The following is a 16,477-nucleotide window of genomic DNA, read 5'->3' on the forward strand; positions in this document are numbered from 1 at the left end:
CTAATGAACGTTGATTTGGTGATTATTGGCGCTGGAATTGTCGGCATGGCGACGGCGCTCGCGGCACAGCGCCGCTTTCCAGATCGGCGGATTGTTGTGCTCGATAAAGCCGCGCATGCTGCGGCGCATCAAACCGGACACAACAGTGGGGTGATTCACGCCGGCGTTTATTATCCACCCGGGAGTCTGAAAGCTGAGCTGTGTCGCGCCGGTAATGCGGCGACCAAAGCGTTTTGTGATGCGCACGCTATTGATTATAGCGTGTGTGGAAAGCTGTTAGTGGCGAGTAACGAAGCGGAAGTTGCGCGCATGGAAGGGTTATACGAACGCTGCGCGGAAAATGGCTTAGAGCGTAGCTGGTGGTCCGCTGATGAATTACGCGAACGCGAGCCTAATATTGTAGGACTTGCAGCCGTTCATGTGCCGTCAACCGGTATTGTTTCTTATGCGGCGATTACCGAAGAGATGGTCGAGGTGTTTTGTGCGGGCGGCGGTGAGGTGTTCTTTAATAGCGAAGTGATCGCGATTAATGAGCGCAAAGATGGGGTTGGCGTGCAGACAGAGGCACGTGAGATCAACGCACAATTTATGATTGCTTGTGCGGGCTTGCAGGCTGATCGCGTTCTGGCGATGATGGGGCAAAAGCCGGATTTTGTCATTTGTCCGTTTCGTGGTGAATACTATCAGCTACCCGCCAAACACAACGATATTGTTCACCATCTGATCTATCCGATTCCTGAGCCGGGGGTGCCATTTTTAGGGGTGCATTTAACGCGGATGATCGATGGATCGGTCACGGTTGGACCGAATGCTGTGCTGGCGATGGCGCGAGAAGGGTATCGAAAACGTGATATCGATTTAGGGGATTTATGGCAGATGATCACCCACCGTGGGATTCGCCGTGTGTTAGCGAAAAACTGGCGCCATGGTTTGAAAGAGCAAGGCGATTCGTGGTTTCGTGCTCGTTATTTGCGCGCGGTGCAGAAATACTGCCCAAGCATTGGACTAGAGGATTTACAACCTTACCCATCAGGGGTTCGCGCGCAGGCTGTATCGGATGCCGGCGAGCTGATTGAAGATTTTCTTTGGCGTCACACCCCGCGCAGTTTGCATGTCTGCAATGCGCCATCACCAGCAGCGACCTCAGCGATGCCGATTGCCGAGCGCATAATCGCCACGCTGGACAAAACACAAAAACATTATCTATAATTAATGAAAGCTTGGTAACGTCCAAGTTTTACCACCAACGGAGAGAACGATGAAAAAATCCCTATTAACCCTTGCCGCTGCAGCGGTGATGAGCATGAGTGCGGCCCAGGCTGAAGACCATGAATACATTTTGGCAACGGCATCGACTGGTGGCACGTATTACCCAGTTGGGGTTGCGCTGTCGACGCTGACTAAGGTTAAATTGCAGCCGGAACATGGCTTGAGTGTTTCAGCAATCAGCTCAGCTGGCTCGGATGAAAATATCCGCCTGCTGGCCAACGATGAAGCGCAGTTTGCAATTCTTCAAGGTCTGTACGGCTACTACGCCTGGCAAGGCGAAGGCCCAATGGCGGAGGCGGGTAAGCAGGAAAAGCTGCGTTCGGTGTCGATGCTTTGGCAAAACGTGGAACATTTCTTGATTGACGGCAGCAAAGTTGATAGTGGCACGGTCAGTGATTATGAGGCGGTGAAAGGTGAGCGTATGGCGCTCGGCAAACGCAACTCGGGCACGATCGGTTCCAATGAGGTGCTTTTTGCAGGCCTAGGTATCGACATCAATAAAGATTTTGAATTGATGTATGGCGGTTATGGCCCAAGCGCAGATGCGTTGCAAAACGGTCAAGTCGCTGGCGCTTCGATTCCTGCGGGGGCACCAGCTGGTGCTGTAACCAAGCTGTTTGCAGCGGTTGGCGATAAAGCGGCTATTTTGGATGTTACCGATGAACAAATCGCCGCGATGGATGATGGGCGCGATCTGTGGACCCGTTATGTGATCCCTAAGGGTACGTATGTTTCGGTTGATCGTGATGTGCAAACCATTGCCCAGCCAAACTTGCTCGCGACCTCGGTTGATGTATCTGAGGAAGATGTCTATCTGATTACCAAAGCGATTTATGAAAATTTGCCGTTCTTACAGGGTATCCATTCAGCAACCAAAGCGATGGCGCTAGAAAAAGCGATTGCTGGTTTGCCGTTGCCATTGCATCCTGGCGCTGCCCGCTATTATCAAGAACAAGGCATCGAGATCCCAGAACGCTTGTTGGTTGATTAATTAACTTCCTATTGGTTTGAAAGGTTACGTTCATCTTTTGGTGAAGAGACCGATAGACACCATTCACTATTAACCTCCCTCTTTAACGAGAGGGAGCGATAACCCACTTTTTCCTTAATCAAGACATTTTTCGCTGTTTTTCAATGAGGAATGTCAGCAAATGCTCCCGCTTAGACTGACTCTGGACACCTTATGACCTCCAATGCGACCAACCCGTTTTTGATTGCCGATAGCGGTAATCACCATCTTTCGCGTGTACTGCTAATCGCGTTTAACACCATAGCGCTAATCTTGGCGATTTTTAGCATCACCAATGCGTTTTATCCGCTGGTTTCTGAGCTGCAGCGCAATATCATTCATTTCATCGGCTTTGCCGCACTTGCGGTGATGTATTACCCACTGCATGTGGTGAATTATCGTTGGCGTAGTCAATGGCTGGATTTGATGCTCGGTTTGGGTATGGTTGTTGCGGCTGCCTGGTTTATGGGGATTGAAGATCAGGTGTATGTGCGCCAAAGTGCGCAAGAAGCGATGTTTTCAACCCTTGATTGGGTGTTTGCGGTGATTTTACTGCTCGGCACCCTCGAGCTGACCCGACGCACTACCGGTTGGGTGATCCCGATATTGATTGTGCTATCGGTGTCTTATATCAGTTGGTTGGGTGAGCTTTTACCCGGCGTGTTTCGTTTTGCCGGTCTTTCACCAGAAACGGTGTTGTTCCGCTCGATTTATGGTGATGATGCGCTCTTTGGCTCGATTGCCTCAATTTCCAGCACCTATGTATTCCTGTTTATCATCTTTGGCGCTTTTTTACTGCGCTCTGGTGCGGGCGATTTTGTCGTGGATTTGGCGCGCGGTATCGCAGGGCGCTTTATTGGTGGACCTGGCTGGGTGGCAGTAATCGCCTCAGGTCTGACCGGGACAATTTCCGGTTCAGCAGTGGCTAATACTGCCTCAACCGGGGTGATTACGATTCCCTTGATGCAGCGCGCGGGTTTTCCGTCGAAATTCGCTGCTGGTGTGGAGGCGTCTGCGTCTACCGGTGGACAAATCATGCCGCCGATTATGGGCGCTGGCGCGTTTGTCATGGCGAGCTATACGCTGATTCCTTATGAACACATTGTCGCAGTCGCGTTCTTACCCGCCATCTTGTATTTTCTGTCGGTGGCGATGTTTGTGCGCATTGAGGCGAAAAAACAAGGGTTGAAACCGGTGAGTGAAGCGAATGTCAAACCGCTCTCACAAACCTTAAAAGACCAAGGGGCGAGCTTTATTATCCCGATTGTGGTGCTGATTACGCTGTTAATTAAAGGCTATACGCCAACCTATGCGGCAGTCATCGGTATTATGACGATTATCGCAGCGAGCTGGTTAACCAAAACCAAGATGGGGCTGTCGGCGTGTCTTGAAGCGCTGATCAATGGCAGTAAAAATATGGTGATGATGGGCGTGTTGCTGTGCGCAGTGGGTTTAATCGTTAATGTGATCTCCACCACCGGGATTGGTAATACGTTTTCCCTGATGATCAGCAGTTGGGCTGATGGGAATTTATTGGTCGCGATTGTGTTGGTTGCGCTGGCGTCATTGATTTTAGGAATGGGGCTTCCGGTTACTGCCGCTTATATTGTGCTCGCGACCTTATCAGCGCCAGCGCTGACTGCGATGATGCTTGATAGTCAATTGGTGCAGATGATTGCTGATGGGGCGCTGCCAGAAAGCGTTGCGCCTTTATTAATGCTCGCTGATCCTTCGATAGCGAGCGCCATTAGTGCGCCGATGCCGATCGCTGAAGCGCAGACGCTTTTTGATAGTGTGCCCGAAGAACTGCGTTTTATGCTGCGTGATCAGGCTGTTGATCCGACAGTGGCGCAAACGGCGCTACTTTCTGCGCATATGATTGTCTTTTGGCTATCGCAAGATTCCAATGTGACACCACCAGTGTGTTTGGCGTCATTTACCGCAGCGACGATTGCGAAAACGCCGCCGATGGCCACTGGTTTTGAAAGCTGGAAATTGGCTAAGGGGATGTACATCATGCCGGTGCTTTTTGCCTATACCCCATTTTTGTCAGGCGATTGGGTGGCGAGTTTGTTGATCTTTACCTTCGGTTGTTTTGGTGTTTATGCCTTGGCTGCTGCGATGCAAGGGGCAATGGAGCGCCGCATTGGCTGGATTTATCGCGCACTACTTGCTGCTTGTGGGGTGGCGATGCTTTGGCCGAATGATATTGCGCGGATTGTCGGTTTAGCCGCTTTTGTGGTGCTGTTTATTTTGCAGTTTCGCCTAGGACAAAAACCCTCATTAACTTAGGTGGTTTTTTCGCCGATACGATGGTTGGTTTGCTACACTAAGCGTTTGCTGTGTGTAGCACACAACGGGTAGAGAAAGAGACAGGTAGTGCATGACCGTAGACCAGGGGATTGTTTTTCTTATTATTTTAGCGTCGCTGGCGATGTTCGTTTGGGGGCGTTTGCGCTATGATTTTGTCGCCTTGTTGGCGCTGCTAATTGGTGCGGCAACGGGCGTTGTTCCAGCCGGAGAAGTCTTTTCAGGTTTTGGTCATCCGGCGGTGATTACTGTGGCAGCGGTGTTGGTGCTCTCTTATGCGGCGAGTAGCGCTGGTGTGGTGGATGTTTTAGCACGCTTGGTGACTAAAGTAGGGGATAATTTGCTGGTGCAGATTTTTACTCTGACATCTTTGGTTGCCGTCTGTTCGGCTTTTATGAATAACGTCGGCGCTTTGGCGCTGATCATGCCGGTCGCGATCTGGTTAGCGCGCAAATCGGAGCGTTCGCCGAGTCTGCTGTTGATGCCGATTGCTTTTGGTTCCTTGCTTGGTGGTATGCAGACGATGATTGGTACGCCGCCGAATATTATTATTACCGGCTTTATGCAGCAAGCAACCGGTGAACCGTTTGCGATGTTCGATTTTACGCCAGTGGGTGTGGCGGCAACCGTTGTCGGGGTGGTGTTTATTTCGCTGATTGGCTGGCGGCTGATTCCGCAACGTAGTGAAGTGAGCAGCGAAGAAGACTTATTTAAGATCGAGAGCTATTTAACTGAGGTTGTGTTGCCGGAGGGGTGTGATTACGACGACCGCACGCTGCACGATCTGATTAAAGCGGTTGAAGATGAAGCCGATATCAGCGTGGTGGCGCTGATTCGTGGCAATATTCGCCGTCCTTTGCCGTCAACGTTTGAAGTCTTGCACGAAGGCGATATTTTGATGGTTGAGGCGAGCCCGGAGAGTTTAAATACGCTAATCACCGTAACCGGTGTGGTGCTTGCTGAACAAGTGCCGCATGAAGAAGATGAGGCGGCAAAACGTGCTCAAGTGAAAATGGCGGAAGTGATTGTCACGCCGGATTCGTTGCTCGTTGGCAGCTCACTCACGCGGCTGGGCGTGCGCGAAGTTTATGGCATGAATGTGCTCGCGGTCGCGCGCCGTGGTCAGCGCCTGCGTCAACGCTTGAGCCGTATTCGCTTTATTCAAGGCGATATATTATTGGTGCAAGGTCGCGCCAATCGCCTGCCAAATACGCTGCGTGAACTCGGCTGTTTGCCTTTAGCTTCACGCAGCATCAGTATTGGTAAGCCACAAAAAGTGGCGCTCGCCAGCGCGATCTTTTTTATTGCGTTAGCATTAACCACTTTTGGTGTACTTTCAGCAGCAGTGGCTTTGTCGGCCGCCGCAGTGACGATGGTGCTCACGCGCATTATTCAGCCAGGTGAGTTTTATAAAAGTATTGATATGCCGGTGATTGTTTTATTGGCAGCGATGCTGCCGGTTGGGATGGCGTTGCAAAGTACGGGCGGTTCGGATTTGATCGCCCAGGGGATTTTATCCGTAGCTGGTCATTTATCACCAGCTATGATGCTGGTGGTGCTGATGAGCGCGATCATGCTGCTAACCAATGTGATCAATAATGCGGCGGCAGTAATTTTAGCTGCACCGATTGCGCTTAAACTCGCTGAAGGGATGAATTACCAACCAGAGGCGTTATTGATGGGAGTTGCTGTAGCGTCATCTTCAGCATTTTTAACCCCGATTGGCCATCAATCGAACACCTTAGTGATGTCGCCCGGCGGTTACCAATTCGGTGATTATTGGCGGATGGGGTTGCCGCTGTCGTTGTTGGTGATGCTGGTGACCATTCCTGTGATTTTGTGGCAATTTCCTGTTTAATCTAAGGAGGGAGCGATGATTTTTGCTGATTGGTGTGTGTTAGTGGCGCTATTCTTGCCCTGGTTGTGTGCTGGTTATGGCAAATGGCAGGGTGGGTTTAGTGCGCGTGATAACCGCGATACACGCGGCTTTTTTGCTCGAGCTGAAGGGGTAGCGGCGCGGGCAAATGCGGCGCAGCAAAACAGTTTTGAGATTCTGCCAGCGTTTATCTTTGTCGTTTTACTGGCGCAATTCTCCGGTAATGCGGCAACCGCAACGATTAACCTGTTTGCCGCGCTGTTTGTGCTTAGTCGCGCGATTTATATTTGGTGTTACATCACCGATCGAGCAAAATGGCGCTCGCTCAGCTGGGGCTTGGGTTTGCTCTTTATTTTGATCCTGTTTGGCGCAGCGATCTAAAATACCGCGTGTGTGACACTTTGATCATCAGCGTTGGTGGTTTCTGCTGCGTTATCAGCTTATACTAAGGCAAGGCAAGTAAAAGCCGCTATTCCTATAAAGATAACAGCGTGAGAGGCAGAGATGATCAGCATATACGATATGTTTAAAATTGGGGTTGGGCCATCGAGCTCGCATACCGTTGGGCCGATGAGAGCCGGCAAAGCATTCCAAGATTTGTTGCGCGAAAAAGGGCTGCTTTATGACATCACACGGTTTCGTGCGCATGTCTATGGCTCGCTTTCCTACACCGGGCGGGGTCATGGTACGGATGGGGCGATTATCGCTGGGCTGGCCGGGTGTGAGCCGAATACCGTTGATACCGATGCGATGCCGGAGATGATTGAACGGATCAAACAAGAAAAACGCATCGCGGTTGATAGCACGCTGAGTGTGGATTTTGATTACGAACAGGATTTTACATTCCATAAAGAAAACCTGCCGCTACACGAAAATGGTTTACGCCTTGAAGCGTATGCCGATGATAAGCTCATACTGAGCGAAGTGTATTATTCGATTGGTGGCGGTTTTATCGTTGACGAAGCGCATTTTGGCCACGAACCGGAAGCGGGCGAAACCCATGTGCCGTATCCTTATCAGTATGCTGATGATCTACTTGCGCATTGTGACGAGCATCATATCCGCTTATCGACCTTGATGCTGCGCAATGAATGTGCGCTGCATAGTGAATACGATATTCGTGCGTACAGTAATGAGATTTGGTCAGTGATGCAGGGGTGTATTGAACGTGGGCTGAATCATGAAGGGGTGTTGCCGGGTAAGCTGCGCCTGCCGCGGCGCGCGCCACAGCTAAAACAGCGCTTACAATCTAACGAACAGACCAACGACCCGATGAAGCTTATTGATTGGGTGAATATGATCGCTTTTGCGGTCAATGAAGAAAATGCGGCCGGGGGACGGGTGGTGACCGCGCCAACCAACGGGGCGTGCGGTATCGTTCCGGCGGTGCTTTCTTACTACAATAAATATATTCAGCCGCTGGATGAGGACACCACGCTGCGTTATTTCCTCGCCTGCAGCGCGATTGGCAGCTTGTATAAAATGAACGCCTCGATTTCCGGGGCGGAAGTGGGTTGCCAAGGTGAAGTCGGCGTGGCGTGTTCGATGGCAGCCGGCGGGCTGACCGATATTATGGGCGGCACGGCGGTACAAGTATGTGTGGCGGCAGAAATCGCTATGGAACACCATTTGGGGTTGACCTGTGATCCATTGAGTGGTTTGGTGCAGGTGCCGTGTATTGAGCGCAACGCGGTATCCTCGATTAAGGCGATTAATGCCTCGCGGATGGCGATGCTGCGCAGCTCAAAATCAGCTGTTTCCCTTGATGAAGTGATTAAAACGATGTACGAAACCGGCAAAGACATGCATGTGAAATACCGCGAAACCTCGACGGGTGGCTTAGCAAAACATGTGCCGTGTTAATCGCGCGATTTATCGGTAACATAGCGCATAAGTGTTTATTAGAAGGCAAGTGTGATGGAGTTTTCCCAGTTTGGTGATCGCTTTACGCAAAAAAGCGGTATTTTGCAGTTAATGGATGATTTAGGCGATGCGTTAAAAAGCGCAGAACCAGTTAATATGCTTGGTGGCGGTAATCCGGCTTCCATTGAGGCAGTTAATGACGCTTTTTTATCTGGCTACGAGCGTCTTGGTGCTTCCGCGCTGGAGAATATGGGGAATTATTCTAACCCTCAAGGTGATGCTCGGTTTATTGACGCGTTAGTGGCGTTTTTTAACCGTCATTACGGCTGGGGCATCACGCGTAAGAATATTGCGTTAACCAATGGTTCGCAAAATGCCTTTTTCTATTTATTCAATCTCTTTGCTGGTGAGTATCAAGACGGCGCGCGGAAAAATATTCTACTACCGCTCGCCCCGGAATATATCGGCTATAGCGATGTGCAGGTGGGTGGGGCGCATTTTAGTGCGGTCAAGCCGCGTATTGAAGAAGTCACCCATCAGGGTGAAGGCGGTTTTTTCAAATACCGCGTCGATTTTTCAGCGTTAGAAAATCATCCGGATTTGCTTGCCGGACGGATTGGCGCGATTTGCTGCTCACGGCCAACTAACCCTACCGGTAATGTGCTCACTGATGAAGAAATGGCGCATTTACGCCGTATTGCTGAGGCTTATGATGTGCCGCTAATTGTCGATAACGCCTACGGCATGCCGTTTCCGAATATCATTTTTAGCGAGGCGACGTTACGTTGGGACGCACAAACCATTTTGTGTTTGAGTTTGTCGAAAATTGGCCTGCCGGGTGTGCGATGTGGGATTGTGCTTGCTGATGAGAAAGTGATTTCAGCGATTAGCGCGCTCAATGCGATCATTAATTTGGCGCCAACCCGCTTTGGGGCGGCGATTGCTACGCCGCTTCTTGAAGACGATCGCTTGCTGGAGCTCTCTGAGCAAAGTATTCGTCCGTTTTATCAACGCAAAGCGGATTTGGCGGTGCGCCTGCTCAAAGAAGCATTTGGCGATACGCCGTTGCGTATTCATAAACCTGAAGGGGCGATTTTCCTCTGGCTGTGGTTTCCTGATTTACCGGTTAACACGATGACCCTTTATCAGCGGCTTAAAGCGAACAATACGGTGATTATCCCCGGCGAATACTTCTTCCCCGGCATCGATACCGATGATTATGCGCACGCGCACCAATGTATTCGTATGAGTATTGCTCAGCCCGATGAAGTACTCACTAGCGGCATCGCGGCGATTGCTGAAGCAGTGCGTGAAGCCTATGCAGAAGGGGCAGGGGCTGCCTGATTATTGGTTTTTACGACGCAGGGCTTCTAACTCGTCGAGCAATTCTAAAATCAGTGCGGTGGCCGGTGCGCTGGCATCAAAATCGCGGCGGATGCGCTGTGCGCGGCGTAGCAAGGTGAGTTGCGCGCCGCTATAGGTCGCGTTTTGTGGCTCGCCATCAACAATAATCACCGATTCTTCAATCAAACTCAACACCCATTCTGCTTCACAGTCGGTGGCGTTGAGTATTTCGCTAAAATTCAGATAAATATCTTGGTTCATGTTCCCTCCTTACGCGCCGTAATGTTCAGCAAGACGCTGCCAAGCGGCTTTGTCCGCATCGTTTTGCACCGGCGGCATAGTGATATGAATATGGATATAAAGATCACCTGGAATTTTTGCCGGAATCCCTTTGCCTTTTAAACGGATTTTCTGCCCTTGCTGACTGGCATTGGGTAGCGTAACCGCTAACTTGCCGGCCGGTGTGTCTATGGTGACCTTCTCACCGAGTGCTGCTTGCCAGGGTCGGGCGTCAAAACGCATGTGTACGTCTTTTGCGTTATCGACATAGAGATGGTCGTGGGTATGAAAACGGATTTTTAGGAATAAATCGCCATTTTTGCCACCACCCATACCGGGTAATCCTTGGCCGGCCAGGCGGATTTGCTGACCTTCGCTAATCCCTTTGGGGATGGTGACGTTTAAGGTTTTCTGCGTTTGGCTGAGCCGCCCTTGCGCATCGATGGTGGGTACATTAAGGGTCAAGCTGCGTTTTGCGCCATGATAGGCGGCATCGATATCGACAGAAAGCTCAGCGTGCTGGTCTTCACCGCGCATCGATCCATGGCTTTGTTGGCGCGCGCCAGCACGACCAAAGGCTGAAAAAATATCGTCAAAGCGGAAATCGCCACTACCAAAAGGCGCACCATCGCCAAAGTCTTCGCGGCGGAATTGATAACCACCAGCACCACCAAACTGACTAAAATCTGCTTCGTCAAACCCATGCTGTTGACCAGTCGCGCGACCACCGGTAAATGGGTTGTTGAGCTGCTCGTCGTACTCTGCACGCCGTTCTTTATTTTTAAGTACGTTATACGCCTGGTTGATTTTGCTGGTCATCTCGTCGGCGTCAGCTTCTTTGCTGACATCGGGATGATATTTGCGCACCAGCTTGCGGTAGGCTTTTTTGATCTCGGTGTCATCGGCATTTTTGCTCACCCCGAGTATGTCATAATACGTTTCTTGCGCCATAAACCTCGTCCTTTTTTTACTTAGGTTCATTAGAGAACTATCGTAGCACTTCGCCAGTCAGAGAATACTTTCTGCTGATTACATTTATGTGAGTTTTGATCAGCTTTGTATCGATAAAATTGAGCCTGTTCAATCGTCATGGACAGTTGCGATTCGTGCAAAAAGCGCGATAATACCGCGCATGAATCCAGATTTAGACACTGTTTTATCCACTGATCGCCACGGCTTAGCCTCGTTAAGCGACCGTATTGCTCAGCGCCAACAGCGCGGGCAGCCCGTTGATCGTATGCAAGCAAAATTTGACGCGCTCTATGAGCGCTCACACGCTACATATCAAAAAAGACTAAACACCTTACCTAAACCATCACTCGATGCAGATTTACCGGTGTTGGCTGAAAAAGACACGCTTAAACGGTTAATCGCTGACAATCAGGTGGTGATTATCAGCGGCGAAACCGGCTCGGGTAAAACCACGCAGCTTCCGCAGCTGTGTCTTGATTTGGGCCTGGGCGCACGTGGATTGATTGGTCATACTCAGCCACGACAGATCGCTGCACGCTCAGTGGCTGCGCGCATTGCTGAAGAGTTGAGTGTTCCGCTCGGTGGTGTGGTCGGTTATCAAGTACGTTTTGATGAAAAAACCAGCGACGATACGGTCATTAAGCTGATGACCGATGGGATGCTACTTGCCGAAACGCTGAGTGATCCGTTTTTATCGCGTTATGAAGTGATTATCGTTGATGAGGCGCATGAGCGCAGTTTGAATATCGATTTTTTACTCGGTTATTTGCATCAACTGCTCACCAAGCGCCCTGATCTTAAACTCATCATCACCTCGGCGACGATCGATGCTGATAAATTTGCCACCCATTTTAATCATGCGCCACAAATTAATGTGTCAGGGCGCACGTATCCGGTGAGTATTCGTTATCGCGAACCAGAGCCAGATAGCGACATGAGTCGCGCGATTGTCGATGCAGTCGATGAATTAGATAGCGAAGGGCGTGGCGATGTGTTGGTGTTCTTACCCACCGAACGCGATATTCGTGAAACGGCCAAAGCGCTTAATCAGGCGGAGCTGCGCGATAGCGATATCTTGCCGCTATTCGGCCGTTTGTCGCTTGCCGACCAACAAGCGGTATTTCACCCCAAAGCACGACGGCGGATTGTGTTGGCGACCAATGTGGCAGAAACCTCGCTCACTGTGCCGCGGATTAAATATGTGATTGATACAGGAACCGCGCGCATCAGCCGCTATTCGCTGCGCACGAAAACCCAGCGCCTGCCGATTGAGGCGATTTCACAAGCCAGCGCCAACCAACGGGCTGGGCGCTGTGGGCGGGTGAGCGCTGGGGTGTGTATTCGTCTCTACACAGAAGAAGACTTTAACGCACGCCCTGAATTTACCGAGCCAGAAATTTTACGCACCAACCTCGCGGCGGTGATCTTGCAAATGCTGACCTTGCGATTGGGCGAGGTGGCAGATTTTCCGTTTGTTGACCCACCAGACCAGCGACAAATCAACGATGGCTATCGGCTGTTGTTTGAACTCAAAGCGGTGGACGAAGGGAATCGACTCACGCCGTTGGGCAAGCGGATGGCGCAATTGCCGATTGACCCGAGATTTGCACGGATGGTCTTTGCCGCGGAAACTAATGGTTGCCTCCACGAAGCGCTGATTGTCTTAGCAGCGCTGTCGATTCAAGACCCGCGTGAGCGCCCCTTTGGGCAGGAGGCGCAAGCCGATATGCGCCAGGCGGTGTTTGTCGATAAAAAAAGCGATTTTCAAAGCCTGCTCAACCTGTTTGCTGCTTATCAACGCGCACGCCGTAAACTGTCGAACAACAAGCTGCGCGGTTGGTGCAAAAGCTACTTTCTTAATGCGTTACGCATGCGTGAATGGCGTGAGCTGGTGAATCAATTATTGCGCGAGGTTCACCAACAAAAACTGCGCGTGAACGAACTCAAACCGCCGCAACCGCGTAACGCACTCACAGAAATTGCTGAAGGCACTAAAGGCAGCCTTGGCTATGATAATCCGCATTTAGAGACCTTGCACCGCAGTCTGTTGAGCGGTTTGCTCGATCAAGTCGGGCTGTGGGATGAGCAAAATAGCGATTATAGCGGGCCGCGCGGGCGTAAATTTGTGATATTCCCCGGTAGTGTGTTGGCAAAAAACAAACCCCAAGCAGTGATGGCCGCCAATATCGTTGAAATCAATCGTACCTTTGCACGCACGTGCGCGCCGATTGAGTTGCATGAATTAGAAACGCTCGCTGCACACCTCACCAAAACCCAATACGCCAACCCCCATTGGTCGAAAAAGGCCGGGAATGTGATGGCGCATGAATCGGTGTTGCTTTACGGGTTGCCGATTGTTGCGGAACGTCAAAAGCCTTTTGCCGGTCAAGACGCCGCATTGGCGCATGAGATTTTTGTCCAAGAAGCGTTGGTCACCGGTGAGATCCGTACCCGTGTTAAAGCGATTGAGGCGAATCGAGCGTTACTCGCAGAGCTGGAAGTTAGGGAGGAAAAAACGCGTAGCCGAGGCATTATTATCGATGAGCAGGCGATGGCGGATTTTTATTTTCAGCGCCTGCCGGAGTCGGTGCATAGTGTGGTCAGTTTTGAGCAGTGGGTGAAGAAAAACGGCGAGTCGTCTCTGCGCATGCAAGACAGCGATTTATTGCTCGACGATTCAGCGTTAAGCAAGCAAGATTACCCGGAATACCTGCACGTGCATGGTCATAAATTGGCGCTCGAATATGCCTTTGATCCGGGTGGGCACGCTGATGGGATCACCGTGTTGGTGCCGATTACGGCATTAAACGCGCTTGATGAGCGCACTTTTGAACGCCTTGTGCCAGCGATGCTTGAAGAAAAGATTGCCGCTTTGATGCGGCGCCTGCCAAAACTGTGGCGGCGACAGTTGGTGCCAATACCTGATTTTGCCCGTGCTGTGCATGAGCGGTTAAACGAAGATCAGGGTGATGAAGGGCTGGTAGAGGCGATACGTCGTCATATTGCGCAGATCAAAGGGGTTAATATCCCGGATGACGCGTTTGATGAGGCGAAAATTGACGCCCATTACCGGATGAATTATCGCGTGATTGACGCCAATAAGCGTTCGTTAGGAGAAGGGCGTGATTTAGCGTTACTGCAAGAAGAACTAGGTGAACGGGCAGCGCAGCAGTTTAATCGCCGCAGCCGTAGCACTTTGGCTGATAGCGACACAGAGATTCATGAATGGCAATGGGATAAGTTGCCGACTCAAGAACGGATGAAAGGCGGTATCATCGGTTATCCGGCACTAAGCGTTGACGGTGAGTCGGTGTATCTGCGCTTACATGACGATCCTGAACGTGCTGAGGTAGCACACCGCGAAGGCGTGCGTGCATTACTCAAACAAAAGCTCCACAGTCAGATTAAGTATTTAAAGAAAAATTTACCGCAGTTCACCACCATGAGCCTGCACTACCGCAAAATCAGCAACGACACCCACTTACTCGATGATATTATTCAAGCGCTCATTGAGCGAGTGTGTTTGCCTGGTGAGGCGCCACGCAGCAAACAAGCTTTTGCCAAAGTATTGGCTGATGGTGAGCAACATTTAGTGCGTAGTGCTAACGAATTAGCGCGCCAACTCGCTGATTTGCTGGCTGAGTACAGTCGGATTAACGAGCGCCTGCGTCGTGTGAAGCATAAAAGCGCCAAAACCGATATTCAGTCGCAGCTTGAGCGCCTGGTTTTCCCTGGGTTTATTCGCCAAACACCAGCTGCGCGACTACCGGATGTGGCGCGCTATCTCAAAGCCATCAACGTGCGCTTGGATAAACTCGAACGTGAACCGCTTAAAGACGCCAGTCGCCAACAGAGTATCTCGCCGTGGGATGATAAGCTGAACGCCTGGCTGACGTCACTTAATATCGATCGCCCTCATGAGTCGTGCAAGCAGGCCAAGCAACAAATCGCGCTGATTGGCTATTTTTACACGCTAGAAGAATACCGCATCCAAACCTTCGCTCAGGAAATCGGCACAAAAGGCAAAGTTTCCGAGAAAGCGCTCGCTGCTTTTTTTTGATGAAAATGGGAGTTAACTATGACAAACCATACATTGCAACAACTCCTAAGTGAAAGAAAATCGTGGGGTTTTTACTTGTGGAGATTATCTTTAAGTCTTTTGATCTTTGGTTCGTTGCTCCAGTCTGTTATCGTTTTTGGCTCTATCGCTAAGGACGGTTTTTTTATGATGTTGGCGAATAGTTGGAGTATTCCTTATGTAGGCATCATCGTGTTTTTAGGGTTTATCCTGCTTTACTTCTTGCTTCATTCATCAGGTGGCTATGCTATCGCCATAAGATCCTCGCGTTTCTACTCAATCTAGTGATATTTAGTGTTTATTTTCTCATCACTATTGGGGCAAGAGTATTCGATGGATCATCTTCTGCAATTGAACCTTATATTATGATGTTCTTTTGTACATCCGCTGTGTTGCTGATTAATGAATTTTTTATTTATAGAGCAAAAAAGCATGCTCGCTCGCCGTTGTAAGTTGATCTCGCTGAAGGTGTGTCTACTGCTTGACTGCCATAGCCTGGATTGAGCCGCCTCAGGAACTTTACCAACACTCTATACACTGAGGGTGTATTCCATTTTCTAAAAACATCACCGCCAAATTTTCGCTCTAAGAAGGGTGGTGAGCAAAAACCAGAAAATTTAAGGATCGATTCTTGGCTGAGGTCATCTAAAACCCCCATCTTTTATATAGTCATTGTGCGGTTAGTCTCTGTAATATCGCTAATTCCTGTCAGTGTTTCAATTTTTCAAGCGGGCGTTTATAATAAAATCAAGGTCAAACGATAATAAGGATAGATTATTAATTGACCAAGCACTAAATTAAACGTATGATTGAAATATGAGGAAGAGCATGACCAACGAATCACAATCCACGCAGACAATGAACCGTATTTTTGCAAGTGCGGAAAAATTGTTTGTCGAACATGGTTTTGAAAGCACATCGCTGCGTAACATCACCACTGATGCGAACGTGAATCTGGCGGCGATTAACTATCACTTTGGTGGGAAAGAAGCGCTGATTAAAGCGGTTTTTGTCCGTCGGTTTGCACCGTATTTACATGAGTGTACGCGTGAAGTGGAAACGTTGCAGACGCTAAATAGTCGCTATGGTGTTGAGGATGTGGTGCGTGTGTTGTTGAAACCTGCGCTCAGTCTGGCCAATCAACCCGACAAACAAGGGCTCATTTTTGTGCGTTTGATTTCGCGGATGCTGGTCGACAATCATCGTTTGGTACGCGACACGATGACTAGCGAATCGGAAAGCCTGATTGGTAGTTTGCTTGCCGCGTTAAAGCCATTGTTGCCTGATTATAGTGATCAAACCTTGCAATGGCGGATTCATTTTATGTTCAGCCTCATTTTTCATGCTTTTGCCGGTAACGATATTTTTAAATTGATGTTGCCTGGTGAGGCTGGCTCTGCTCGAGATCCGGAATTGATTGCCCGTCAATTAATGCCATTTCTTACAGGTGCCGTTTCGGCGCCTAATCCTGTTTAAT

Annotated in this window: 11 protein-coding genes; 9 read left to right on the plus strand and 2 right to left on the minus strand. The window is 50.0% G+C overall.

Annotated elements, in window-relative coordinates:
* The first annotated feature begins 3 nt into the window (after positions 1-3).
* The 7 genes from lhgO (at position 4) to L0B52_RS08325 (ending at position 9,671) form a co-directional block, all read left to right on the plus strand.
* Positions 4-1,209 carry an L-2-hydroxyglutarate oxidase gene (gene lhgO, locus L0B52_RS08295; protein WP_235064256.1) on the plus strand — a complete coding sequence of 402 codons (1,206 nt, stop codon included), beginning with the start codon at positions 4-6 and terminating at the stop codon, positions 1,207-1,209.
* 49 nt (positions 1,210-1,258) lie between these two features.
* A complete protein-coding gene (locus L0B52_RS08300; RefSeq protein ID WP_235064257.1) occupies positions 1,259-2,260 on the plus strand; it encodes a TAXI family TRAP transporter solute-binding subunit in 1,002 nt (333 codons plus the stop codon).
* Between the two features lie 192 nt (positions 2,261-2,452).
* Positions 2,453-4,570: a TRAP transporter permease gene (locus tag L0B52_RS08305; protein WP_235064258.1), complete on the plus strand. Its 2,118-nt coding sequence runs from the start codon at positions 2,453-2,455 to the stop codon at positions 4,568-4,570.
* Between the two features lie 91 nt (positions 4,571-4,661).
* On the plus strand, positions 4,662-6,446 hold the full coding sequence (locus L0B52_RS08310; RefSeq protein ID WP_235064259.1) for an SLC13 family permease: 1,785 nt from the start codon (positions 4,662-4,664) through the stop codon (positions 6,444-6,446).
* 15 nt (positions 6,447-6,461) lie between these two features.
* Positions 6,462-6,845 carry an MAPEG family protein gene (locus tag L0B52_RS08315; RefSeq protein WP_235064260.1) on the plus strand — a complete coding sequence of 128 codons (384 nt, stop codon included), beginning with the start codon at positions 6,462-6,464 and terminating at the stop codon, positions 6,843-6,845.
* A 123-nt stretch (positions 6,846-6,968) separates the two neighbouring features.
* Positions 6,969-8,327: an L-serine ammonia-lyase gene (locus L0B52_RS08320; RefSeq protein ID WP_235064261.1), complete on the plus strand. Its 1,359-nt coding sequence runs from the start codon at positions 6,969-6,971 to the stop codon at positions 8,325-8,327.
* A 54-nt stretch (positions 8,328-8,381) separates the two neighbouring features.
* Positions 8,382-9,671, plus strand: coding sequence for a valine--pyruvate transaminase (locus L0B52_RS08325; RefSeq protein ID WP_235064262.1), 1,290 nt, complete (start codon positions 8,382-8,384; stop codon positions 9,669-9,671).
* On the opposite strand, the gene L0B52_RS08330 is transcribed toward L0B52_RS08325, so the two are convergent.
* Positions 9,672-9,932, minus strand: a complete 261-nt coding sequence (locus L0B52_RS08330; RefSeq protein WP_235064263.1) for a chaperone modulator CbpM — start codon at positions 9,930-9,932, stop codon at positions 9,672-9,674. It lies immediately after the preceding gene.
* Positions 9,933-9,941: 9 nt separating this feature from the next.
* Positions 9,942-10,901 carry a DnaJ C-terminal domain-containing protein gene (locus tag L0B52_RS08335; RefSeq protein WP_235064264.1) on the minus strand — a complete coding sequence of 320 codons (960 nt, stop codon included), beginning with the start codon at positions 10,899-10,901 and terminating at the stop codon, positions 9,942-9,944.
* Between the two features lie 88 nt (positions 10,902-10,989).
* Between L0B52_RS08335 and hrpA the strand changes: the two genes are divergently transcribed.
* Complete coding sequence (hrpA, locus tag L0B52_RS08340; RefSeq protein WP_235064265.1) at positions 10,990-14,982, plus strand: ATP-dependent RNA helicase HrpA; 3,993 nt, start codon at positions 10,990-10,992, stop codon at positions 14,980-14,982.
* Positions 14,983-15,828: 846 nt separating this feature from the next.
* Positions 15,829-16,476 carry a TetR/AcrR family transcriptional regulator gene (locus L0B52_RS08345; protein WP_235064266.1) on the plus strand — a complete coding sequence of 216 codons (648 nt, stop codon included), beginning with the start codon at positions 15,829-15,831 and terminating at the stop codon, positions 16,474-16,476.
* Position 16,477: the final 1 nt, after the last annotated feature.

Source organism: Suttonella sp. R2A3, assembly GCF_021513215.1.
GTDB lineage: Bacteria > Pseudomonadota > Gammaproteobacteria > Cardiobacteriales > Cardiobacteriaceae > JAHUUI01.

Excerpts from the sequence above, each read along its gene's own strand:
- lhgO (WP_235064256.1), top strand. The coding sequence starts at position 4 with ATGAACGTTGATTTGGTGATTATTGGCGCTGGAATTGTCGGCATGGCG.
- L0B52_RS08300 (WP_235064257.1), top strand. The coding sequence starts at position 1,259 with ATGAAAAAATCCCTATTAACCCTTGCCGCTGCAGCGGTGATGAGCATG.
- L0B52_RS08305 (WP_235064258.1), top strand. The coding sequence starts at position 2,453 with ATGACCTCCAATGCGACCAACCCGTTTTTGATTGCCGATAGCGGTAAT.
- L0B52_RS08310 (WP_235064259.1), top strand. The coding sequence starts at position 4,662 with ATGACCGTAGACCAGGGGATTGTTTTTCTTATTATTTTAGCGTCGCTG.
- L0B52_RS08315 (WP_235064260.1), top strand. The coding sequence starts at position 6,462 with ATGATTTTTGCTGATTGGTGTGTGTTAGTGGCGCTATTCTTGCCCTGG.
- L0B52_RS08320 (WP_235064261.1), top strand. The coding sequence starts at position 6,969 with ATGATCAGCATATACGATATGTTTAAAATTGGGGTTGGGCCATCGAGC.
- L0B52_RS08325 (WP_235064262.1), top strand. The coding sequence starts at position 8,382 with ATGGAGTTTTCCCAGTTTGGTGATCGCTTTACGCAAAAAAGCGGTATT.
- L0B52_RS08330 (WP_235064263.1), bottom strand. The coding sequence starts at position 9,932 with ATGAACCAAGATATTTATCTGAATTTTAGCGAAATACTCAACGCCACC.
- L0B52_RS08335 (WP_235064264.1), bottom strand. The coding sequence starts at position 10,901 with ATGGCGCAAGAAACGTATTATGACATACTCGGGGTGAGCAAAAATGCC.
- L0B52_RS08345 (WP_235064266.1), top strand. The coding sequence starts at position 15,829 with ATGACCAACGAATCACAATCCACGCAGACAATGAACCGTATTTTTGCA.